General features: G+C 69.5%; 12 protein-coding genes. 4 read left to right on the top strand and 8 right to left on the bottom strand.

Features of this window, described 5'->3' with window-relative positions; translation table 11 throughout:
- Window positions 1-51 precede the first annotated feature (51 nt).
- The 5 genes from LRQ07_RS05310 to LRQ07_RS05290 are packed head-to-tail and all read right to left on the bottom strand — an operon-like array spanning window position 52 to window position 5778.
- Window positions 52-2367, bottom strand: a complete 2316-nt coding sequence (locus tag LRQ07_RS05310) for an arylsulfatase (protein ID WP_256536045.1) — start codon at window positions 2365-2367, stop codon at window positions 52-54.
- Window positions 2368-3156: an ABC transporter ATP-binding protein gene (locus LRQ07_RS05305; RefSeq protein WP_256536044.1), complete on the bottom strand. Its 789-nt coding sequence runs from the start codon at window positions 3154-3156 to the stop codon at window positions 2368-2370.
- Window positions 3153-3989 carry an ABC transporter permease gene (locus LRQ07_RS05300; protein ID WP_047521694.1) on the bottom strand — a complete coding sequence of 279 codons (837 nt, stop codon included), beginning with the start codon at window positions 3987-3989 and terminating at the stop codon, window positions 3153-3155. Before LRQ07_RS05300 ends, LRQ07_RS05305 begins: the two co-directional genes overlap by 4 nt.
- Window positions 3989-4768: an ABC transporter permease gene (locus LRQ07_RS05295; protein WP_194239194.1), complete on the bottom strand. Its 780-nt coding sequence runs from the start codon at window positions 4766-4768 to the stop codon at window positions 3989-3991. Before LRQ07_RS05295 ends, LRQ07_RS05300 begins: the two co-directional genes overlap by 1 nt.
- Window positions 4769-4773: 5 nt before the next feature.
- Window positions 4774-5778: an ABC transporter substrate-binding protein gene (locus LRQ07_RS05290; protein ID WP_232762314.1), complete on the bottom strand. Its 1005-nt coding sequence runs from the start codon at window positions 5776-5778 to the stop codon at window positions 4774-4776.
- Between the two features lie 150 nt (window positions 5779-5928).
- Here LRQ07_RS05290 and LRQ07_RS05285 point away from each other — a divergent pair, with 150 nt between their 5' ends.
- The gene (locus LRQ07_RS05285) at window positions 5929-6540 is read left to right on the top strand and encodes a TetR/AcrR family transcriptional regulator (protein ID WP_047521698.1); all 612 of its coding nucleotides are present in this window, start codon (window positions 5929-5931) and stop codon (window positions 6538-6540) included.
- Between the two features lie 92 nt (window positions 6541-6632).
- Here the strand turns inward: LRQ07_RS05285 and LRQ07_RS05280 are convergent, their stop codons facing one another.
- From LRQ07_RS05280 to LRQ07_RS05270, 3 genes are all read right to left on the bottom strand, one after another.
- A complete protein-coding gene (locus LRQ07_RS05280; RefSeq protein ID WP_256536043.1) occupies window positions 6633-8096 on the bottom strand; it encodes a GMC family oxidoreductase in 1464 nt (487 codons plus the stop codon).
- A 3-nt stretch (window positions 8097-8099) separates the two neighbouring features.
- On the bottom strand, window positions 8100-9539 hold the full coding sequence (locus tag LRQ07_RS05275) for an aldehyde dehydrogenase family protein (RefSeq protein WP_232762316.1): 1440 nt from the start codon (window positions 9537-9539) through the stop codon (window positions 8100-8102).
- A 591-nt stretch (window positions 9540-10130) separates the two neighbouring features.
- Window positions 10131-10568 (bottom strand): Lrp/AsnC family transcriptional regulator, encoded by a 438-nt coding sequence (locus LRQ07_RS05270; RefSeq protein WP_194239192.1) that lies wholly within the window; start codon window positions 10566-10568, stop codon window positions 10131-10133.
- Window positions 10569-10720: 152 nt separating this feature from the next.
- Between LRQ07_RS05270 and pdhA the strand changes: the two genes are divergently transcribed.
- Genes pdhA through LRQ07_RS05255 form a run of 3 tightly spaced genes read left to right on the top strand, consistent with a single transcriptional unit; the run spans window position 10721 to window position 14255 of the window.
- Window positions 10721-11839: a pyruvate dehydrogenase (acetyl-transferring) E1 component subunit alpha gene (gene pdhA, locus LRQ07_RS05265; protein ID WP_047521719.1), complete on the top strand. Its 1119-nt coding sequence runs from the start codon at window positions 10721-10723 to the stop codon at window positions 11837-11839.
- The gene (locus LRQ07_RS05260; protein WP_256536042.1) at window positions 11836-12864 is read left to right on the top strand and encodes an alpha-ketoacid dehydrogenase subunit beta; all 1029 of its coding nucleotides are present in this window, start codon (window positions 11836-11838) and stop codon (window positions 12862-12864) included. The genes pdhA and LRQ07_RS05260 overlap by 4 nt, the downstream gene beginning before the upstream one ends.
- Window positions 12861-14255 (top strand): dihydrolipoamide acetyltransferase family protein, encoded by a 1395-nt coding sequence (locus LRQ07_RS05255; RefSeq protein WP_256536041.1) that lies wholly within the window; start codon window positions 12861-12863, stop codon window positions 14253-14255. Before LRQ07_RS05260 ends, LRQ07_RS05255 begins: the two co-directional genes overlap by 4 nt.
- Window positions 14256-14288: the final 33 nt, after the last annotated feature.

Here is a 14288-nt window from a genome sequence, read left to right as displayed (position 1 = left end):
AACGGCTGAGCCCGGTGACCCCTCAGACACCGACCTCAGCCGCTCACCGGATCAGTCGGCGACCGCCAGGACCGCCTGTCCGACGGCGCGCAGCACGGTCGGATCATGCGGCGAGCGCTCACCAGGCACGTAGCGCACGCGATGCAGCTCGCCGCCCCGGAACGGGAACGAGCGATGCTGCTCGTGCAGCTCCCAGTCGACGGGGCCACCGAAGTCGTACCCCACGCTGATGCCCGTGAACGGTGACATTCCGATGAGCATGGGCACGCTGTCGATCACCGCCGCGCGGTCGCCGTCCACCTCGACCGTCAGGCTCCAGCGCAGTCCGGGGTGCTCGTCGACGCGCAGCACGATCCGGTGCTCCCCCGGAGACCGCTGCGCTCCGCGGGCACGGTGCATCGCGCCGTAGGCGTTGTAGGCGACGAGCGGCGCCCCGTGGTCCAGTGCGAGCAGGTAACCGCCGCCCTGATCGCCGTGGGCCACGATCACGCCTGCCGCGTCGGCCTCGGTCGTGAGGTCGACCTCGACCGCGAAGGAGCGCAGGACGGTGAGCTTCGCCGAACGGAAGCGCTCCAGAGGAGGACGGAAGGGCACCAGGTCGATCGCTGCGGAGAGCGGTTCCTCGGTGTCGGGGCGCAGGCGGAACAACGCGCCGTCGTCATCGAGGGGGAACACGGCGTTGCGCCAGGCTTCCGCGTGCCAGCGTGCCGCCATCGCCGCGACGCGTTCGGGGTGATCGGCGGAGACGTCCTCGGTCTCGGTCGGGTCGGCCGCGAGGTCGTAGAGTTCCCAGACACCGCCCGCGGGACCCTCGCCCTTCGTCGGAGGCACGGTCGAGAGAGCCTTCCACCGTCCGTCGACGAGCGCCCGTCGTCCCACGCACTCGAAGTACTGGGCCTCCCGGCCCGGCGCGGTGGGGTGGGCGAGCACGTCGACGACGCTCCCGCCGTCCATCTCGAGTGCCGGTCGGCCGCGCCGCTGGTCCAGGGACGGCACGCCGCACAGTTCCAGGATCGTCGGTGCGAGGTCCGAGACGAACACGAACTGGTCGCGCAGACCGCCCGCCATCGGGGCGTCCGGCCACGAGATGATCAGCGGGGCGTGGACGCCGCCCTCGTACGTCGTGGCCTTGAACGAGCGGAACGGCGTGTTGGACACCCGCGCCCATCCGGTTGGGTACTGGCCGAACACGCGCGGACCGCCGAGGTCCTCCAGCGGGCGCGGCACGTCGGTGATCCACCCCTCGGGCATCGCACCGTTCGCGCCGAACTGGGCGAAGTAGCTCCGGGTGCCGGTCGGTCCTCCCTCGGCCGTCCCTCCGTTGTCGCTGGCGAGCACGACGATCGTGTTCTCGCGCTCGCCGCTGCGGTCGAGTCGATCGAGCAGTCGCCCCACGCTCTGGTCGATCTCGTCCACGGCCGCGGCGTACACCTCCATGTGCCGGGCGAACAACCGTCTCTCCTCGACAGAGAGGTCGTCCCACGCGGGGATCCGGTCGCCGTCGGCGATCGCCTCGCCGGGGAGCTCCGCGTGATCGGGGACGATGCCGCGCGCACGCTGGCGGGCGAACCGCTCCGCCCGCAGGGCGTTCCACCCGGCCTCGTAGCGGCCGCGGTACTTCTCGATGTCGGCGCCCTTCGCCTGGATGGGCCCGTGCACGGAGGTGTGCGCGTAGTACAGGAAGAAGGGCTTGTCCGGATCGTTCACCCGCAGGTCGTCGATCATGCCGATGGCGCGGTCGGTCAGCTCGTCCGTGAGGAAGAAGCCCTCGGGATACTCGCGGAGGTCGACGACGGAGTTGTCCTGCACCAACCGATGCGGATGGTGCAGCGACGTGAAGCCGTCCATGCTCCCGAAGTACCGGTCGAATCCGCGCTGCAGCGGCCACGTGCTCCGGTCGGCACCGTCGTGCAGGCGCGATTCGAGTGTGAGGTGCCACTTCCCGACCATGAAGGTCGCGTACCCTCCGGCGCGCAGCGACTCCGCCAGTGTCGGCGCGTCCTCGGGGAGCTCGCAGCTGAATCCCGGATAGCCGGGGTCGATGTGCGCGACGAAGCCGAAGCCGGCCCGGTGCGGGTTCAGCCCGGTGAGCAGTGCCGCCCGGGCCGGCGAGCACATCGGCGCGGTGCGGTAGTTCGTGAACACCCACCCCTCGTCGGCGAGACCGTCGATGCGCGGTGTCTCGATCTCACTCCCGAACGGCCCGAGGTCGCTGAACCCGAGGTCGTCGATCAGCATCACGATCACGTTGGGCGCCTTCGGCCCGGGCCGCTGCGGCTCCGGCCACCAGGGCTCGGACTCGGAGGTGAATTCCGCCGCGTGCCCCGCGAAGCTCTCATAGCCGCGCGCATTCGTCGGCATCGACATCTAGCCCGCCCTCCGGATCAGGCCGAAGATCTGCGTGCGCAGCTCCGCGAACGCCGGAAGCGCCCGCGTCGTCAGCTGGTCGCGCGGGGCCCCGAAGTCGATCTCGACGATCTCCGTCACCTTCGCCGGGCGCTCCCCCAGCACCACGACCCGGTCCGACAGGTAGACGGCCTCGTCAATGTCGTGCGTGACGACCACGATCGTCATCCCGAACTGCTCGCGGATGCGCAGGCAGAGGTCCTCCAGCTCGAACCGCGTCTGCGCATCGACCGAGGCGAAGGGCTCATCCATCACGAGCACCTCGGGCCGATAAGCGATGGCACGCGCGATCGCGACGCGCTGCTGCATGCCACCGGACAACTGCCACGGGAACTTGGACTCAGCCCCGGAGAGCCCGACCGCGGTGAGCGCGGAGGCGACCCGCTCCTCGCGTTCCGCGGCCGGCAGGTGCAGGTGCTTGAGCGGCAACCGCACGTTCTTCTCGACGGTGAGCCAGGGCATCAGCGACCGGGTGTACTCCTGGAACACGAGCGCCATCTCCTCGGGCGGGCCCTCGATGACGTTCCCGTCGATCGCCGCGCTGCCCGCCGTGATGCTCTGCAACCCGGTGAGACACTTCAGCAACGTGGTCTTGCCGATGCCGGACGGCCCGACGATGCAGCACACCTCTCCCACGCGCACATCGAAGGTGAGGTCGGCGATCACGGGGACGAGACCGTTCTTCGTCGGATAGGACTTCGCGAGCCCGCGCACACTGAGCCGGACGGGGGCCTGTTCGATGGTGGTCATGCGTTCTTCTCCTGTTGCTGGGAGGCGATGTACCAGCGCAGCACGCGGCGCCGGAAGAGGGTGAACACGGCGGTGGCCGCGTAGCCGATGACCCCGAGGACGAGGATGCCCGCCCACATGTCGGGGATCGCGAAGGACTGCTGGGCGAGCAGGGTCGCGGCACCGAGTCCGGTGGACGACCCCAGCATCTCGCTGGCGATCATGACCACGAACGCAGTGATGAGACTGACCTGCATCCCGGAGAGGATGCGCGGGCCCGCAGAGGGCAGCACCACGGAGAACAGCCGCTCCGGTCCGCTCAGTCGGTAGACGCGACTCACCATCTCGAGCGTCGGCTCGCCGGCGCGCACACCGTCGATCGTCGAGATGAGGATGGGGAAGACGGCGGCGAGAGTGATCGACAGGATCCGGGTCTCGTTGCCGAACCCGATGAGCGACACGAAGATCGGCACGAGCGCCACCGGGGGGATCGCACGGAAGAAGTGGATGGTCGGCTCGACCAACCAGCTCAGCGGACGGATCAGTCCGAGCACCAGGCCGAGCAGCACGCCGATCACGGTCGCCAGCAAGAAGGAGACCACGAGATTCCCGACCGACGAGGCGACGTCCACCAGGAAGGCGGGAGTCTGCACGAGCTGCCACAGTCGCTGCAGGATCACCTGGAGCGGAGGGAAGAAGGCGTTGGTGGATGCGGCGGAGACGAACCACCACAGCGCCAGCAGCAGCACCGGGACCGCGATCTCGGCGCCGACGAGGACGCCACGGGGAAGCGCGCCCTGCCCGCGACGGCGCGCGAGACGTGCCGGGGTCTGGATCGAGGTGGTGAGCGTCATCAGAGGACCTGCTTCCGGTATTGCGGATGCCAGTGCAGCAGTCGCCGCTCGCCCCATTGACTGAGTCCCTGGACGAGGAGCCCCAGTGTTCCCAGGATGAGCACGTAGGCGAAGAGCTGGGCCTGGTTGCCAGAGATCTGAGAGAGCAGCAGGCTCTGTCCGAGCCCGGGCCCGCCACCGAGGAGTCCGGCGACGACGGCCACGACGAGCGAGGTCGGCGCGGCGACGCGGATCGCGGTTCCGATGTAGGGCAGTGCGCTGGGGAGCACGATGCGCCCCAGGATCTCGGCGCGCCCCATGCCGTACGACCGCCCCGTCGCCCGTGCGACCGGGTCCGTGTCGAAGACGCCGGCGGAGGACTGGACGGCGATCGCGATGAAGCAGCCGAAGAACACCAGGAAGATCCCCATGGCCTGTGTGGGGCCGAGCACGAGGACCACGATCGGCAGGATGACGATCGGCGGGATGGGCTTGAGGAACTCCAGCGGCACGCGGGTCGCGTGCATCGCCAGCGGCGAGGTGCCGATGGCCACCCCGAGCACGACGCCGATGACGATGGCGAGCAGGAGCCCGGTCAACGCCATCGTCAGCGTGTCGCCGACGGCCGTCCAGGTGGCCGGGGTCCCGAGCAGGCGCACGGCCTCACCGATCGCCTCGGTCGCCGCCGGGAGCGGTGACCCGGCGAGCGGCCCCGTCGTCGCCGACCACTCCCAGAGCGCCAGCGCCGAGACGACGCCGACGGCCCCGATCAGCGGAGGAAGGAGCGTGGAGCGGATCATGGTCGTCACTCGACTCCGACGATGACGCCCTCGAGGTCGACCGGTGCAGGCAGGTACCCGAGGGCGACGAGCTTCTCGTTGACCCGGTCGAGGTCGATCGGAGCGACCTCCGCGGGCCAGAAGGGCAGCTTCACGTCGTCGACGCTCAGGGTCGAGCCGGTGGCGTCGATGCCGGCCTGGATGGCTTCCTCCGGGTGCTCGTTCGCGTAGGCGTTGCTCTTCGCCACGGCACGCTGGAACCCGGCGATCGCATCCGCCTTCGCGGCGATCGTGCTGTCACCGGCCGTCCAGAGCCCGACGGCGCCTTCTTCGAAGAATCCGACCGACGGCGCGGCGAGGAAGACGGCACCGGCGGCGTCCGCCTCGCCCGTGAACGGGCTGACGAGACCCGCTGCATCGACGTTGCCGCTCTGGAGCGCGGCCACGGCGGAGGTGAAGTCCAGGACGACCCACTCCACGGAGGCGGGGTCGACGCCTTCCCGGTCGAGCGTGTCGGAGATGACGACCTCGAGCTGCGCCTTGCGCGCGGGCACCGCGATGGTCGCCCCTTCCAGATCGGCGACCGAGGTGATGCCGCTCGCGGCGGACGCATACAGTCCGGTGTCATCCATCGAGGCGGGGTCGTCCCCCTCCGCGGCCCCGCCCACGAAACCGTCGGCCGGGGCGATGACCTTCAACGGGACGCCGCTGGAGAGGGCGTTGAGCAGCGGGATGCTCGGCGCGTACGCCACGTCGACCTGTCCGCTCTGGGCCGCAGCGAGGCCGGCGGGCGGGTTCGCCACGACCGAGGTCTCGAGCGCGATCCCCTCCTCCTCGAAGAACCCCTGCTCCTGACCGACGATCAGGGCGCCGTCGGAGACGAGGCCGATCGTCGCCACTTTGAGCGTCGTCAGCTCACCGTCACCACCCGATGGCGAGGAGGCGGGTGCAGACGTGCAGGCGGCGAGGGCGAGCACGCCGGCCGCCACGGCGACTCCGGATGCCCGACGTGCGAGACGTGTGACGTTCATGAGAACTCCTCTGCGAGTTAGTCACCAGTTGGTGATTTTAAAGATCGTACTCGTGCCTTGCTTTTGATTGATTACGATCGGGTTACATTAGTCACCAGATGGTGACTAAAAACAGCAAACAGATACTTTGAGATGTGAGGGGGAAACAGCATGCCGAAGATCGTCGACCATGAGGAGCGGCGCACGCACATCGCGGACGCTGCGACGCAGGTGATCATCCGGGTGGGGTTCGACAGCCTCACGATGCGGGAGATCGCCACGGAAGCGGGCTACGCCCACGGCGCGATCGCGCGATACTTCCCCGACAAGAGAAGCATCCTCACCGCCGCGTTCCTGCGCCTGTACACGCTCGCGAACGACCGCATCCACGCCCGCATCGAAGGCGTGCGCGGGCTGGAGGCACTCGAACGGATCTGCCGCGAGATCCTCCCGTACAGCCCGAACGGACCGCTGTACGCCAAGGTGGTGATCGCCTTCTGGGACCACGCGTCGCAGGATGACGAGGTCACCCGCATCCACCGGGTGAACAACCTGCACTGGCGCGATCTGTTCCGCCAGTGCCTGGTCGAGGCGCGGGACGACGGCGAGCTCGCCGACGACGTCGACATCGAGACCGCGGTCAACGAGATCGCCTCGCGCAACGCGGGCTGGCAGATGATCTCGGTGCTGATGCCGGATTCGGCGGGCGATGGTCGGCTGAACGACGGACTCGACGCCCTGCTGTCGACGCTCCGCCGCCCTTCCCCTCCACGCCCGAGCTGAGCGGTCGACGCCCCCGCTCATCGTCGACACCCCGTGCTGCAGGCGACCGCAACCGGGGGTCTCGACGATGAACGGGGGCCTCGACATCGCTCTCAGCCCTCCAGGAAGAACTGGGCGCCGCGTTCGCCGATCATCGCGGCGGGGGCGTTCGTGTTGCCGGTGGGCACGGTCGGCATCACCGAGGCATCGATCACCCGCAGCCCCGCGACACCGTGGACGCGCAACCGGGGATCGACGACAGCCTCCGGGTCCGTCCCCATGCGGCACGTGCCGACCTGGTGGTGGTAGGTGATGGCGGTGCGTCGCACCCAGTCCTCGACGCCGGAGTCCGACACCTCGGGCCCGGGATAGACCTCGACCGCACCCCAGTCCTCGGCGAGTGCCGGGCGTGCTCCGATCCGACGCGCCTGCCGCACGGACGCGGCGAGGGAGGCCACATCGCGATCGTCTTCGAGCGCCGCCAGGTCGATCTCCGGAAGGTCGGCGAGCCCCGGGCCGGAGAGCCGGAGGGCTCCGCGGCTGTGCGGCGTCACCAGCCCGGCCATCAGGGTGAACCCGTCGTCGCCGCGCGGCTCGAGCTCCCCCCACATGGGAACGGAGAAGTGGATCGGCTGAGTGTCGGGCTCCGCGAGGTCGTCGCGGCTGCGCCAGAAGAGGTGGCTCTGCGTGACCGACACCCCGGCCTGCGGAGGCCCGACCGGACGCCGCGTCGTGAAGATCACCGGTGAGAGCAGATGGTCGTGCAGGTTCTGCCCGACCCCGGGCGAGTCCTGCACCACCGGAATGCCGAGCGCGGTGAGGTCGGCCGCGGGACCGATTCCCGAACGGAGCAGGATCACGGGCGAGCCGATCGCGCCGGCTGCGAGGATCACCTCGTCGGCGAGGACCTCCTCGGACCCCTCCCCCTCCCCCAGCTGCACGCCGACCGCCCTTCTGTCCCGGACGATCACCGAGTGCACCTCGCGTCCGGTGAGGATCGTCAGCCGATCGGCGATGGGCTGCGCGTAGGCCGTCCAGGTGTTCACCCGGCGACCGTCGTGCATGGTCACCTGCTCTTGCGAGACCCCGTCGAGCGTGCCGCCGTTGTAGTCCGGATTGCGCGGAAGCCCCTCCTGCACCGCAGCATCGATGATCGAGGCCTGGATCGGCGAGAGCGCGTAGTCGTCGGTCACCGGGAGCAGATCGTTCTCGATCGCGTCGTAGACGGGTTCGACGTCGGCCCAGCTCCACCCGGTCGCACCTCCGCGTTCCCAGGCGTCGTAGTCGGACGCCGCGCCTCGCACCCAGATCATCGCGTTCAACGCGTGCGATCCCCCCGTGACCTTGCCGCGAGGCAGGTGCAGCCGGCGGCCTCCGGCGTGCTCCTGTGGCACGGTGAAGTAGTCCCAGTCCTCCGCGGAATGCCAGAGCTCGCCTGCCCGGGACGGGTCGTGGATGGCCGGGTTGGTGTCGTATCCGCCGGCCTCGACCAGGGTCACCGCGACACCGGCATCCACGAGGCGACGCGCGACGATCGATCCCGAGGTTCCTGCTCCGACGACGATGGCAGAGCGCACGGGTCAGCCCTTCCGGCCGGGTCCCGACACGACCTGGGTCACGGCGACGGACTTGAGTCCCTCGACCCCGAACTCCAGCCCGTAGCCCGAGCTCTTCACCCCGCCGAACGGCACCATCGGGTGCAGCCCGCCGTGGGAGTTGATCCACACCGTGCCGGACTGCATCCGCGAGGCCGCCTCCCGTGCCGCCTCGGGGTCGCTCGACCAGACGGAGGCACCGAGCCCCGCGTCCAGGGCGTTCGCCCACGTGAAGGCCTCGTCCACGTCGGTGTAGCGGATCACCGGGAGCGCGGGACCGAACTGCTCCTCCTGCACCAGTGCCGCGTCATTGTCGATGTCGGCGACGATGGTCGGCCGGTAGAAGAGCTCACCCAGCTCAGGAGCGGACTCGCCACCGGTGACGATGCGGGCGCCGCGGCTCTTCGCATCGTCGACCAAGCGGCTGACGATGTCGAACTGTGCACGGTTCTGCAGCGGACCCAGGACGTTGTTCTCGTCGAGCCCGTTCCCCATCGGCACCGATCCGGCGATGGCGGCGAGCGCGGCGACGACCTCGTCGTAGACCGAGTCGTGCACGTACAGGCGCTTCATCGCGGCGCAGGTCTGCCCGGTGTTGATGAACGCACCCCAGAAGAGGTCTTCCGCGATCGCTGCCGGGTCGGTGCCCGGGAGCACGATGCCGGCGTCATTGCCACCGAGCTCGAGCGTCAGGCGCGCCAGGTTCCCGGCGGAGCTCTCGATGATGCGACGCCCGGTCGCGGTCGAGCCGGTGAACATGATCTTGGCGATGTCGGGGTGCGAGGCGAGCCGGGCGCCGACCTCACGGTCGCCGGAGACGCCGATCAGGACATCCGCGGGCAGCACGTCGTTGATCACCGCGATCATCGCGAGCACGCTCAACGGCGTGTACTCGCTCGGCTTCGCGACGACGGTGTTGCCCATCCGCAGGGAGGGCCCGATCTGCCAGACCGTGATCATGAGCGGCCAGTTCCACGGGCCGATGGCACCGACGACGCCAGCTGCCTTGTAGACGAGCTCGGCATGCAGCGTCTCGTCGTCGACCAGGATCTGCGGCTCGATCGTCGTCGTGGCGTTCGTGCGCAGCCAGGCGGAGCAGGCTCCGAGCTCGAAGCGGGCGTTCGGGCCGTTCAGCGGCTTCCCCTGCTCGCGCGAGAGCAGGTACGCCAGTCCCTCGGCATTCGCGTCGATGGCGTCGGCCGCGGCGAGGAGCAGCGCGCTGCGCTCCTCGTGCCCGAGGGCCTCCCACGCCGGCTGGGCCGCCTTCGCACGGGCGATCGCTGCGTCGAGGTCGCCGACCGTGGCGACGGGTGCACGACCGATGACCTCCCGGGTCGCGGCATCCGGGATCTCTCGGCCTGCGCCTTCCGGCGCCTGGATGCGGTCGAGCAGCGCAGCGGCTGCGGAAGCGGCGGAATCGGACATCGGGGACTCTCCTTCGAGCGTGACGCGGGCCAGCGACGGTCGAGAAGCTGGTCGTCCTCTCATTCTCGACCGGCGTTCCTCCCGGCACTTGTCGCGGAGCGCGCCGCAGATGTCCGAGTGCGAAGGATGCCCTGCCCCTGCGCCTGTCCCGCACCTGTCCCGCACGAAGGAGAACTCACGCCCTGAAGGAAACTCACGCCCTGAAGGAAAACTCACGCCCTGAAGGAAAACTCACACCCTGAAGGAAAACTCACGCCCTGAAGGAAAACTCACGCTTTGAAAAGGACCACATCCTGAAGGAGAACTCACGCTTTGAAGGAAAACTCACGCCCTGAAGGAGAACCACGTCCTGAAGGAGAACTCACGCTTTGAAGGAAAACTCACGCCCTGAAGGAGAACCACGTCCTGAAGGAGAACTCACGCTTTGAAGGAGCATCCACGGGATTCAGTCCTTCGAAACGTGAGTTCTCCTTCATTTCGGGCGGGGCGGACCGGGCGGGGCGGGGCGGACCGGGCGGGGCGGGGCGGACCGGTCGGGGCGGACCAGGCGGGGCGGGACGGGTCCGGGCGACACGGACATGCGAGAGACGCTCAGGCCCGCGGGTAGTCCTCGAAGATCAGTGTTGTCCTGGTCGAACGGATCGACGGGATCGCCTGGATGTCCTCCAGCACGATGCGGCGCAGATCGCGGGCATCGTTGGCCCGCACGAGCAGGATCACGTCGAAGTCGCCGCCGACCAACGCCATGTGCTCGATCTCAGGGATCGCGCGCAACCGCTCACTCACCGCCTGCCAGGTGGCCTGCTCGATGGCGAGCGTGACGTACGCACTCGCATGGTGCCCGAGGAGGACGGGGTCGGTGCGCACCGAGTACCCGATGATCACCCCCGCGTCGGTGAGCCGTTTGATCCGCGCATGTGCCCCGGCGCGCGAGATGTGCACGGCATCCGCGATCGCGGTCATCGAGGAGCGCGCATCGCGGCGCAGTTCCTCGAGGATCGCTCGATCCGTGTCGTCCAACGCGATCATGTGACCCCTTCCGCCGGCCGGAGAATCCTGACACTTCGATCAAGAATGCCCTATTCGATGCGCTTTCATCCAGGATTCGGCGAATGATCTTGGATGACTGTCGCGCGCGGAGGCATGCTGTCTCCAACGAGTTCGGCAAGGAGGGCGAACGCATGCTGCACACCGACCTGCTCCCGCGAGACACCGCGGTGCAACTGATCGACGAGAACGGCACGCCCATCGCGGACGCGCCCTACCCGCTCCCCGACGGCGAGACCCTTCTGGCCGCCTACCGAGGACTCGTCGAGGGACGACGGATCAACGATCAGGCCGGCGCGCTCGTGCGCCAGGGGCGTCTCGCCGTCTACCCCTCTTCCCAAGGCCAGGAAGCATGCCAGGTCGGAGCCGCGATGGTCCTCGGAGCCGAGGACTGGCTGTTCCCGACGTACCGCGATTCGGTCGCCGTCATCGCCCGCGGGGTCGAACCCGCTGACGCGCTCGTGCTCCTCAAGGGCGACTGGCACTCGGGGTACGACGTCCGCGCCCACCGCGTCGCGCCTCAGGCGACCCCGTTGGCGACCCAGCTGCTGCACGCGGTCGGCTTCGCGCAGGCCGCGAAGCATCGGGGAGAGGACACCGTGGTGCTCGCCCTCTGCGGCGACGGGGCCACGAGCGAGGGCGACTTCCACGAAGCCATGAACTTCGCGGCCGTGTTCCACGTCCCGGTCGTGTTCTTCGTGCAGAACAACGAGTTCGCCATCTCCGTCCCGCTCTCCCGGCAGACCGCCGCCCCTTCCCTCGCGCACAAGGCGATCGGCTACGGGATGCCCGGTCAGCGGGTCGACGGAAACGACGTCGCCGCGGTGCTGGCCGTGCTCGGCGAGGCCGTGGAGCGAGCCCGCACCGGCGGAGGGCCCTCGCTGGTCGAGGCCCACACGTACCGGATGCAGGCGCACACCAATGCCGACGACGACACCCGCTACCGCGAGCGGGCCGAGGTCCAGGCCTGGGTCGCCCGCGATCCCCTCACCCGCTTGCGCGCGCACCTCACCGCCACGGGCGCTCTCGACGCGGACGCCGAGGAGCGCTTCGCCGCCGGCGCCGAGGAGATCGCGACCGCCATGCGCGCCGCTCTGAACACCGACGCCGAGCTCGACCCCGAAGACCTGTTCCGCCACGTGACCGCGACCCGATCGCCGCAGTTGGACGAGCAGTGGCACCTGCTGCGCGACGAGATCGAACGCTCACGGCTCGCCGACGCGGGCACCGCCACGAACGGAGGCCACCGATGACCATCGCGCAGGACGACACCACGACGCACAGCGACGTCGGGACGACGACCACCATGACGATGGCTGCCGCTCTCAACCGCGCTCTCGCCGATGCGATCGAGTCCGATCCGGACGTGGTGGTCTTCGGCGAGGACGTGGGAGCGCTCGGCGGTGTCTTCCGCATCACCGACGGCCTCACGGCCCGCTACGGCGAGGATCGCTGCTTCGACACCCCCCTCGCGGAATCCGGCATCGTGGGAACCGCCGTCGGCATGGCGATGAACGGCCTGCGCCCGGTCGTCGAGTTGCAGTTCGACGCGTTCGCGCTCCCCGCGTTCGAGCAGATCGTCAGCCATGTCGCCAAGCTCGGGAACCGCACGCGCGGTGGCCTGCGGATGCCGCTGGTGATCCGCATCCCGTTCGGCGGCGGCATCGGCGGTGTCGAGCACCACTGCGACTCCTCCGAGGCGTACTACGCGCACACCCCCGGTCTCACGGTCGTCAGTCCCGCCACGCCGCAAGACGCGTACTCGTTGCTGCGCGCGGCCATCACCTCGCCCGATCCCGTGATCTTCCTGGAACCGAAGAAGCTCTACTGGGCCAAGGGCGAGGTCGACACCACGCAGACCGCGCAGCTCGGCACCGCCCGTGTCGCCCGGGCCGGGACGGACGTGACGCTCCTCGCCTACGGCTCCTCCGTTCCCCTCGCGCTCGAGGTCGCCGAGGTCGCCGCCACGGAAGGACGCAGTGTGCAGGTCGTCGACGTCCGCTCGCTCTCCCCCTTCGACGACGCGACCGTCACCGCGGCCGTGAAGTCGACGGGCCGCGCCGTGGTCATCGCCGAAGCCCCGGGCTATGTGAGCGTCGCATCCGAGATCCAGGCACGCGTGTTCGAGCGCTGCTTCGAGTATCTCGCCGCCCCCGTGCGCAGGGTCACCGGGTTCGACACCCCCTATGCGCCGCCGAAGTTCGAGCACTGGTATCTGCCCGACGTCGACCGCGTGCTCGATGCGATCGACACGCTGCACTGGGAGGACGAGGCATGAGCACCCCGACGACGTCCGCGCAGGCCACTCACGTGTTCCGCCTGCCCGACCTGGGCGAGGGACTGACCGAGGCGGGCCTCGTGCAGTGGCTCGTCGCGGTCGGCGACACGATCGTCATCGACCAGCCGATCGCCGAGGTGGAGACGGCCAAGAGCGTCGTCGAGTTGCCGTCCCCGTTCGCCGGTGTCGTGACCGCACTGCACGGCACGGTCGGCGACACGATCGACGTCGGCGCCCCGGTGCTCGAGGTCGTCGACCCGACAGCCGCCCCGCACGCCGACGACGTCTCCGCCCCCGAGGAACAGGAGACCACCCCGACGGAGATCGAGCACGAGGCGTACCGGGAGGAGGAGCGCGCCGGCTCGGGCAACGTCCTGATCGGCTACGGAACCACGGCCCCCGCCGCGAAGGGGCGGCGCCGTCCGTCCGCCGCCACGCCCACTCCGCCCGCTCCCCCCGCCCCCGAGCGCACGACGCCGGAGTCTGCGCGCGACCGTCGCCCGGTCGCGGTCCGGTCTCCGCTCGTGCGCCGACTCGCCCGAGATCTGGGACTCGACGTGCACGCGATCACCGCGACCGGTCCGGACGGGGCGATCACCCGCGCCGACGTGCTGCAGGCCGCGGTCGAGAACGCCGTGGACGGCGCCGCGGCACATCACCGCGTGGCCGCCGGGAGCGACGAGACCGTCGACGGACTGGGCGTGGTGTCGCGCGAGCGGATGTCGCCCCTTCGTCGAGCCGTCAGCGCCACGCTCACCCGCAGCCGGTCCGAGATCCCCGAGGCGACCGTCTGGGTCGATGTCGATGCGACGGAGCTGTGGGACCTCCGTGCACGGATGGCGCCGGAGGGCGGCAGAGCCCCGTCGGTGACGGCCCTGCTCGCGCGCTTCGTCCTGCTCGCGCTCGAAGACTTCCCGGTGCTGGCATCGCGGCTCAGCGAGAGCGGCGATGAGGTGATCTCGTTCGACGGCGTGAACCTCGGCATCGCGGCGGACACCGAGCGCGGCCTGCTGGTGCGCGTCCTCCCGCGGGCGCACGCGCTGACCGTGGATCAGCTCGACACCGCCCTGCGAGAGCTCGCCGCCACAGCCCGAGCCGGATCGATGCCACCGGAGCGCCTGCGCGGGTCGACCTTCACCCTCAACAACTACGGCGGCCTCGGCGTCGACGGCTCGGCCGCGATCATCAACCACCCGGACGTCGCGATACTCGGCATCGGCCGGATCATCGAGCGCCCGTGGGTCGTGGAGGGTGCGATCGTCGTCCGGCGCATCGCGCAGCTGTCGCTCGTGTTCGACCACCGCGTGTGCGATGGCGGATACGCCGCAGGGTTCCTGCGCCGCGTGACCGAGCTCATCGAGCATCCGCTGCGCGCCTACGGGAGGATCTGACCCGAATACCGCTTCCCCTACACGGCGGCGGCT

This window comes from Microbacterium sp. J1-1, from assembly GCF_024498615.1.
Classification (GTDB): Bacteria; Actinomycetota; Actinomycetes; order Actinomycetales; family Microbacteriaceae; genus Microbacterium; species Microbacterium aurugineum.
The sequence above is the reverse complement of the archived record's forward strand: the minus strand, read 5'-3'. Positions and strand labels throughout refer to the sequence as shown.

Excerpts from the sequence above, each read along its gene's own strand:
- LRQ07_RS05310 (WP_256536045.1), bottom strand. The coding sequence starts at position 2,367 with ATGTCGATGCCGACGAATGCGCGCGGCTATGAGAGCTTCGCGGGGCAC.
- LRQ07_RS05305 (WP_256536044.1), bottom strand. The coding sequence starts at position 3,156 with ATGACCACCATCGAACAGGCCCCCGTCCGGCTCAGTGTGCGCGGGCTC.
- LRQ07_RS05300 (WP_047521694.1), bottom strand. The coding sequence starts at position 3,989 with ATGACGCTCACCACCTCGATCCAGACCCCGGCACGTCTCGCGCGCCGT.
- LRQ07_RS05275 (WP_232762316.1), bottom strand. The coding sequence starts at position 9,539 with ATGTCCGATTCCGCCGCTTCCGCAGCCGCTGCGCTGCTCGACCGCATC.
- LRQ07_RS05255 (WP_256536041.1), top strand. The coding sequence starts at position 12,861 with ATGAGCACCCCGACGACGTCCGCGCAGGCCACTCACGTGTTCCGCCTG.
- LRQ07_RS05295 (WP_194239194.1), bottom strand. The coding sequence starts at position 4,768 with ATGATCCGCTCCACGCTCCTTCCTCCGCTGATCGGGGCCGTCGGCGTC.
- LRQ07_RS05290 (WP_232762314.1), bottom strand. The coding sequence starts at position 5,778 with ATGAACGTCACACGTCTCGCACGTCGGGCATCCGGAGTCGCCGTGGCG.
- pdhA (WP_047521719.1), top strand. The coding sequence starts at position 10,721 with ATGCTGCACACCGACCTGCTCCCGCGAGACACCGCGGTGCAACTGATC.
- LRQ07_RS05270 (WP_194239192.1), bottom strand. The coding sequence starts at position 10,568 with ATGATCGCGTTGGACGACACGGATCGAGCGATCCTCGAGGAACTGCGC.
- LRQ07_RS05260 (WP_256536042.1), top strand. The coding sequence starts at position 11,836 with ATGACCATCGCGCAGGACGACACCACGACGCACAGCGACGTCGGGACG.
- LRQ07_RS05285 (WP_047521698.1), top strand. The coding sequence starts at position 5,929 with ATGCCGAAGATCGTCGACCATGAGGAGCGGCGCACGCACATCGCGGAC.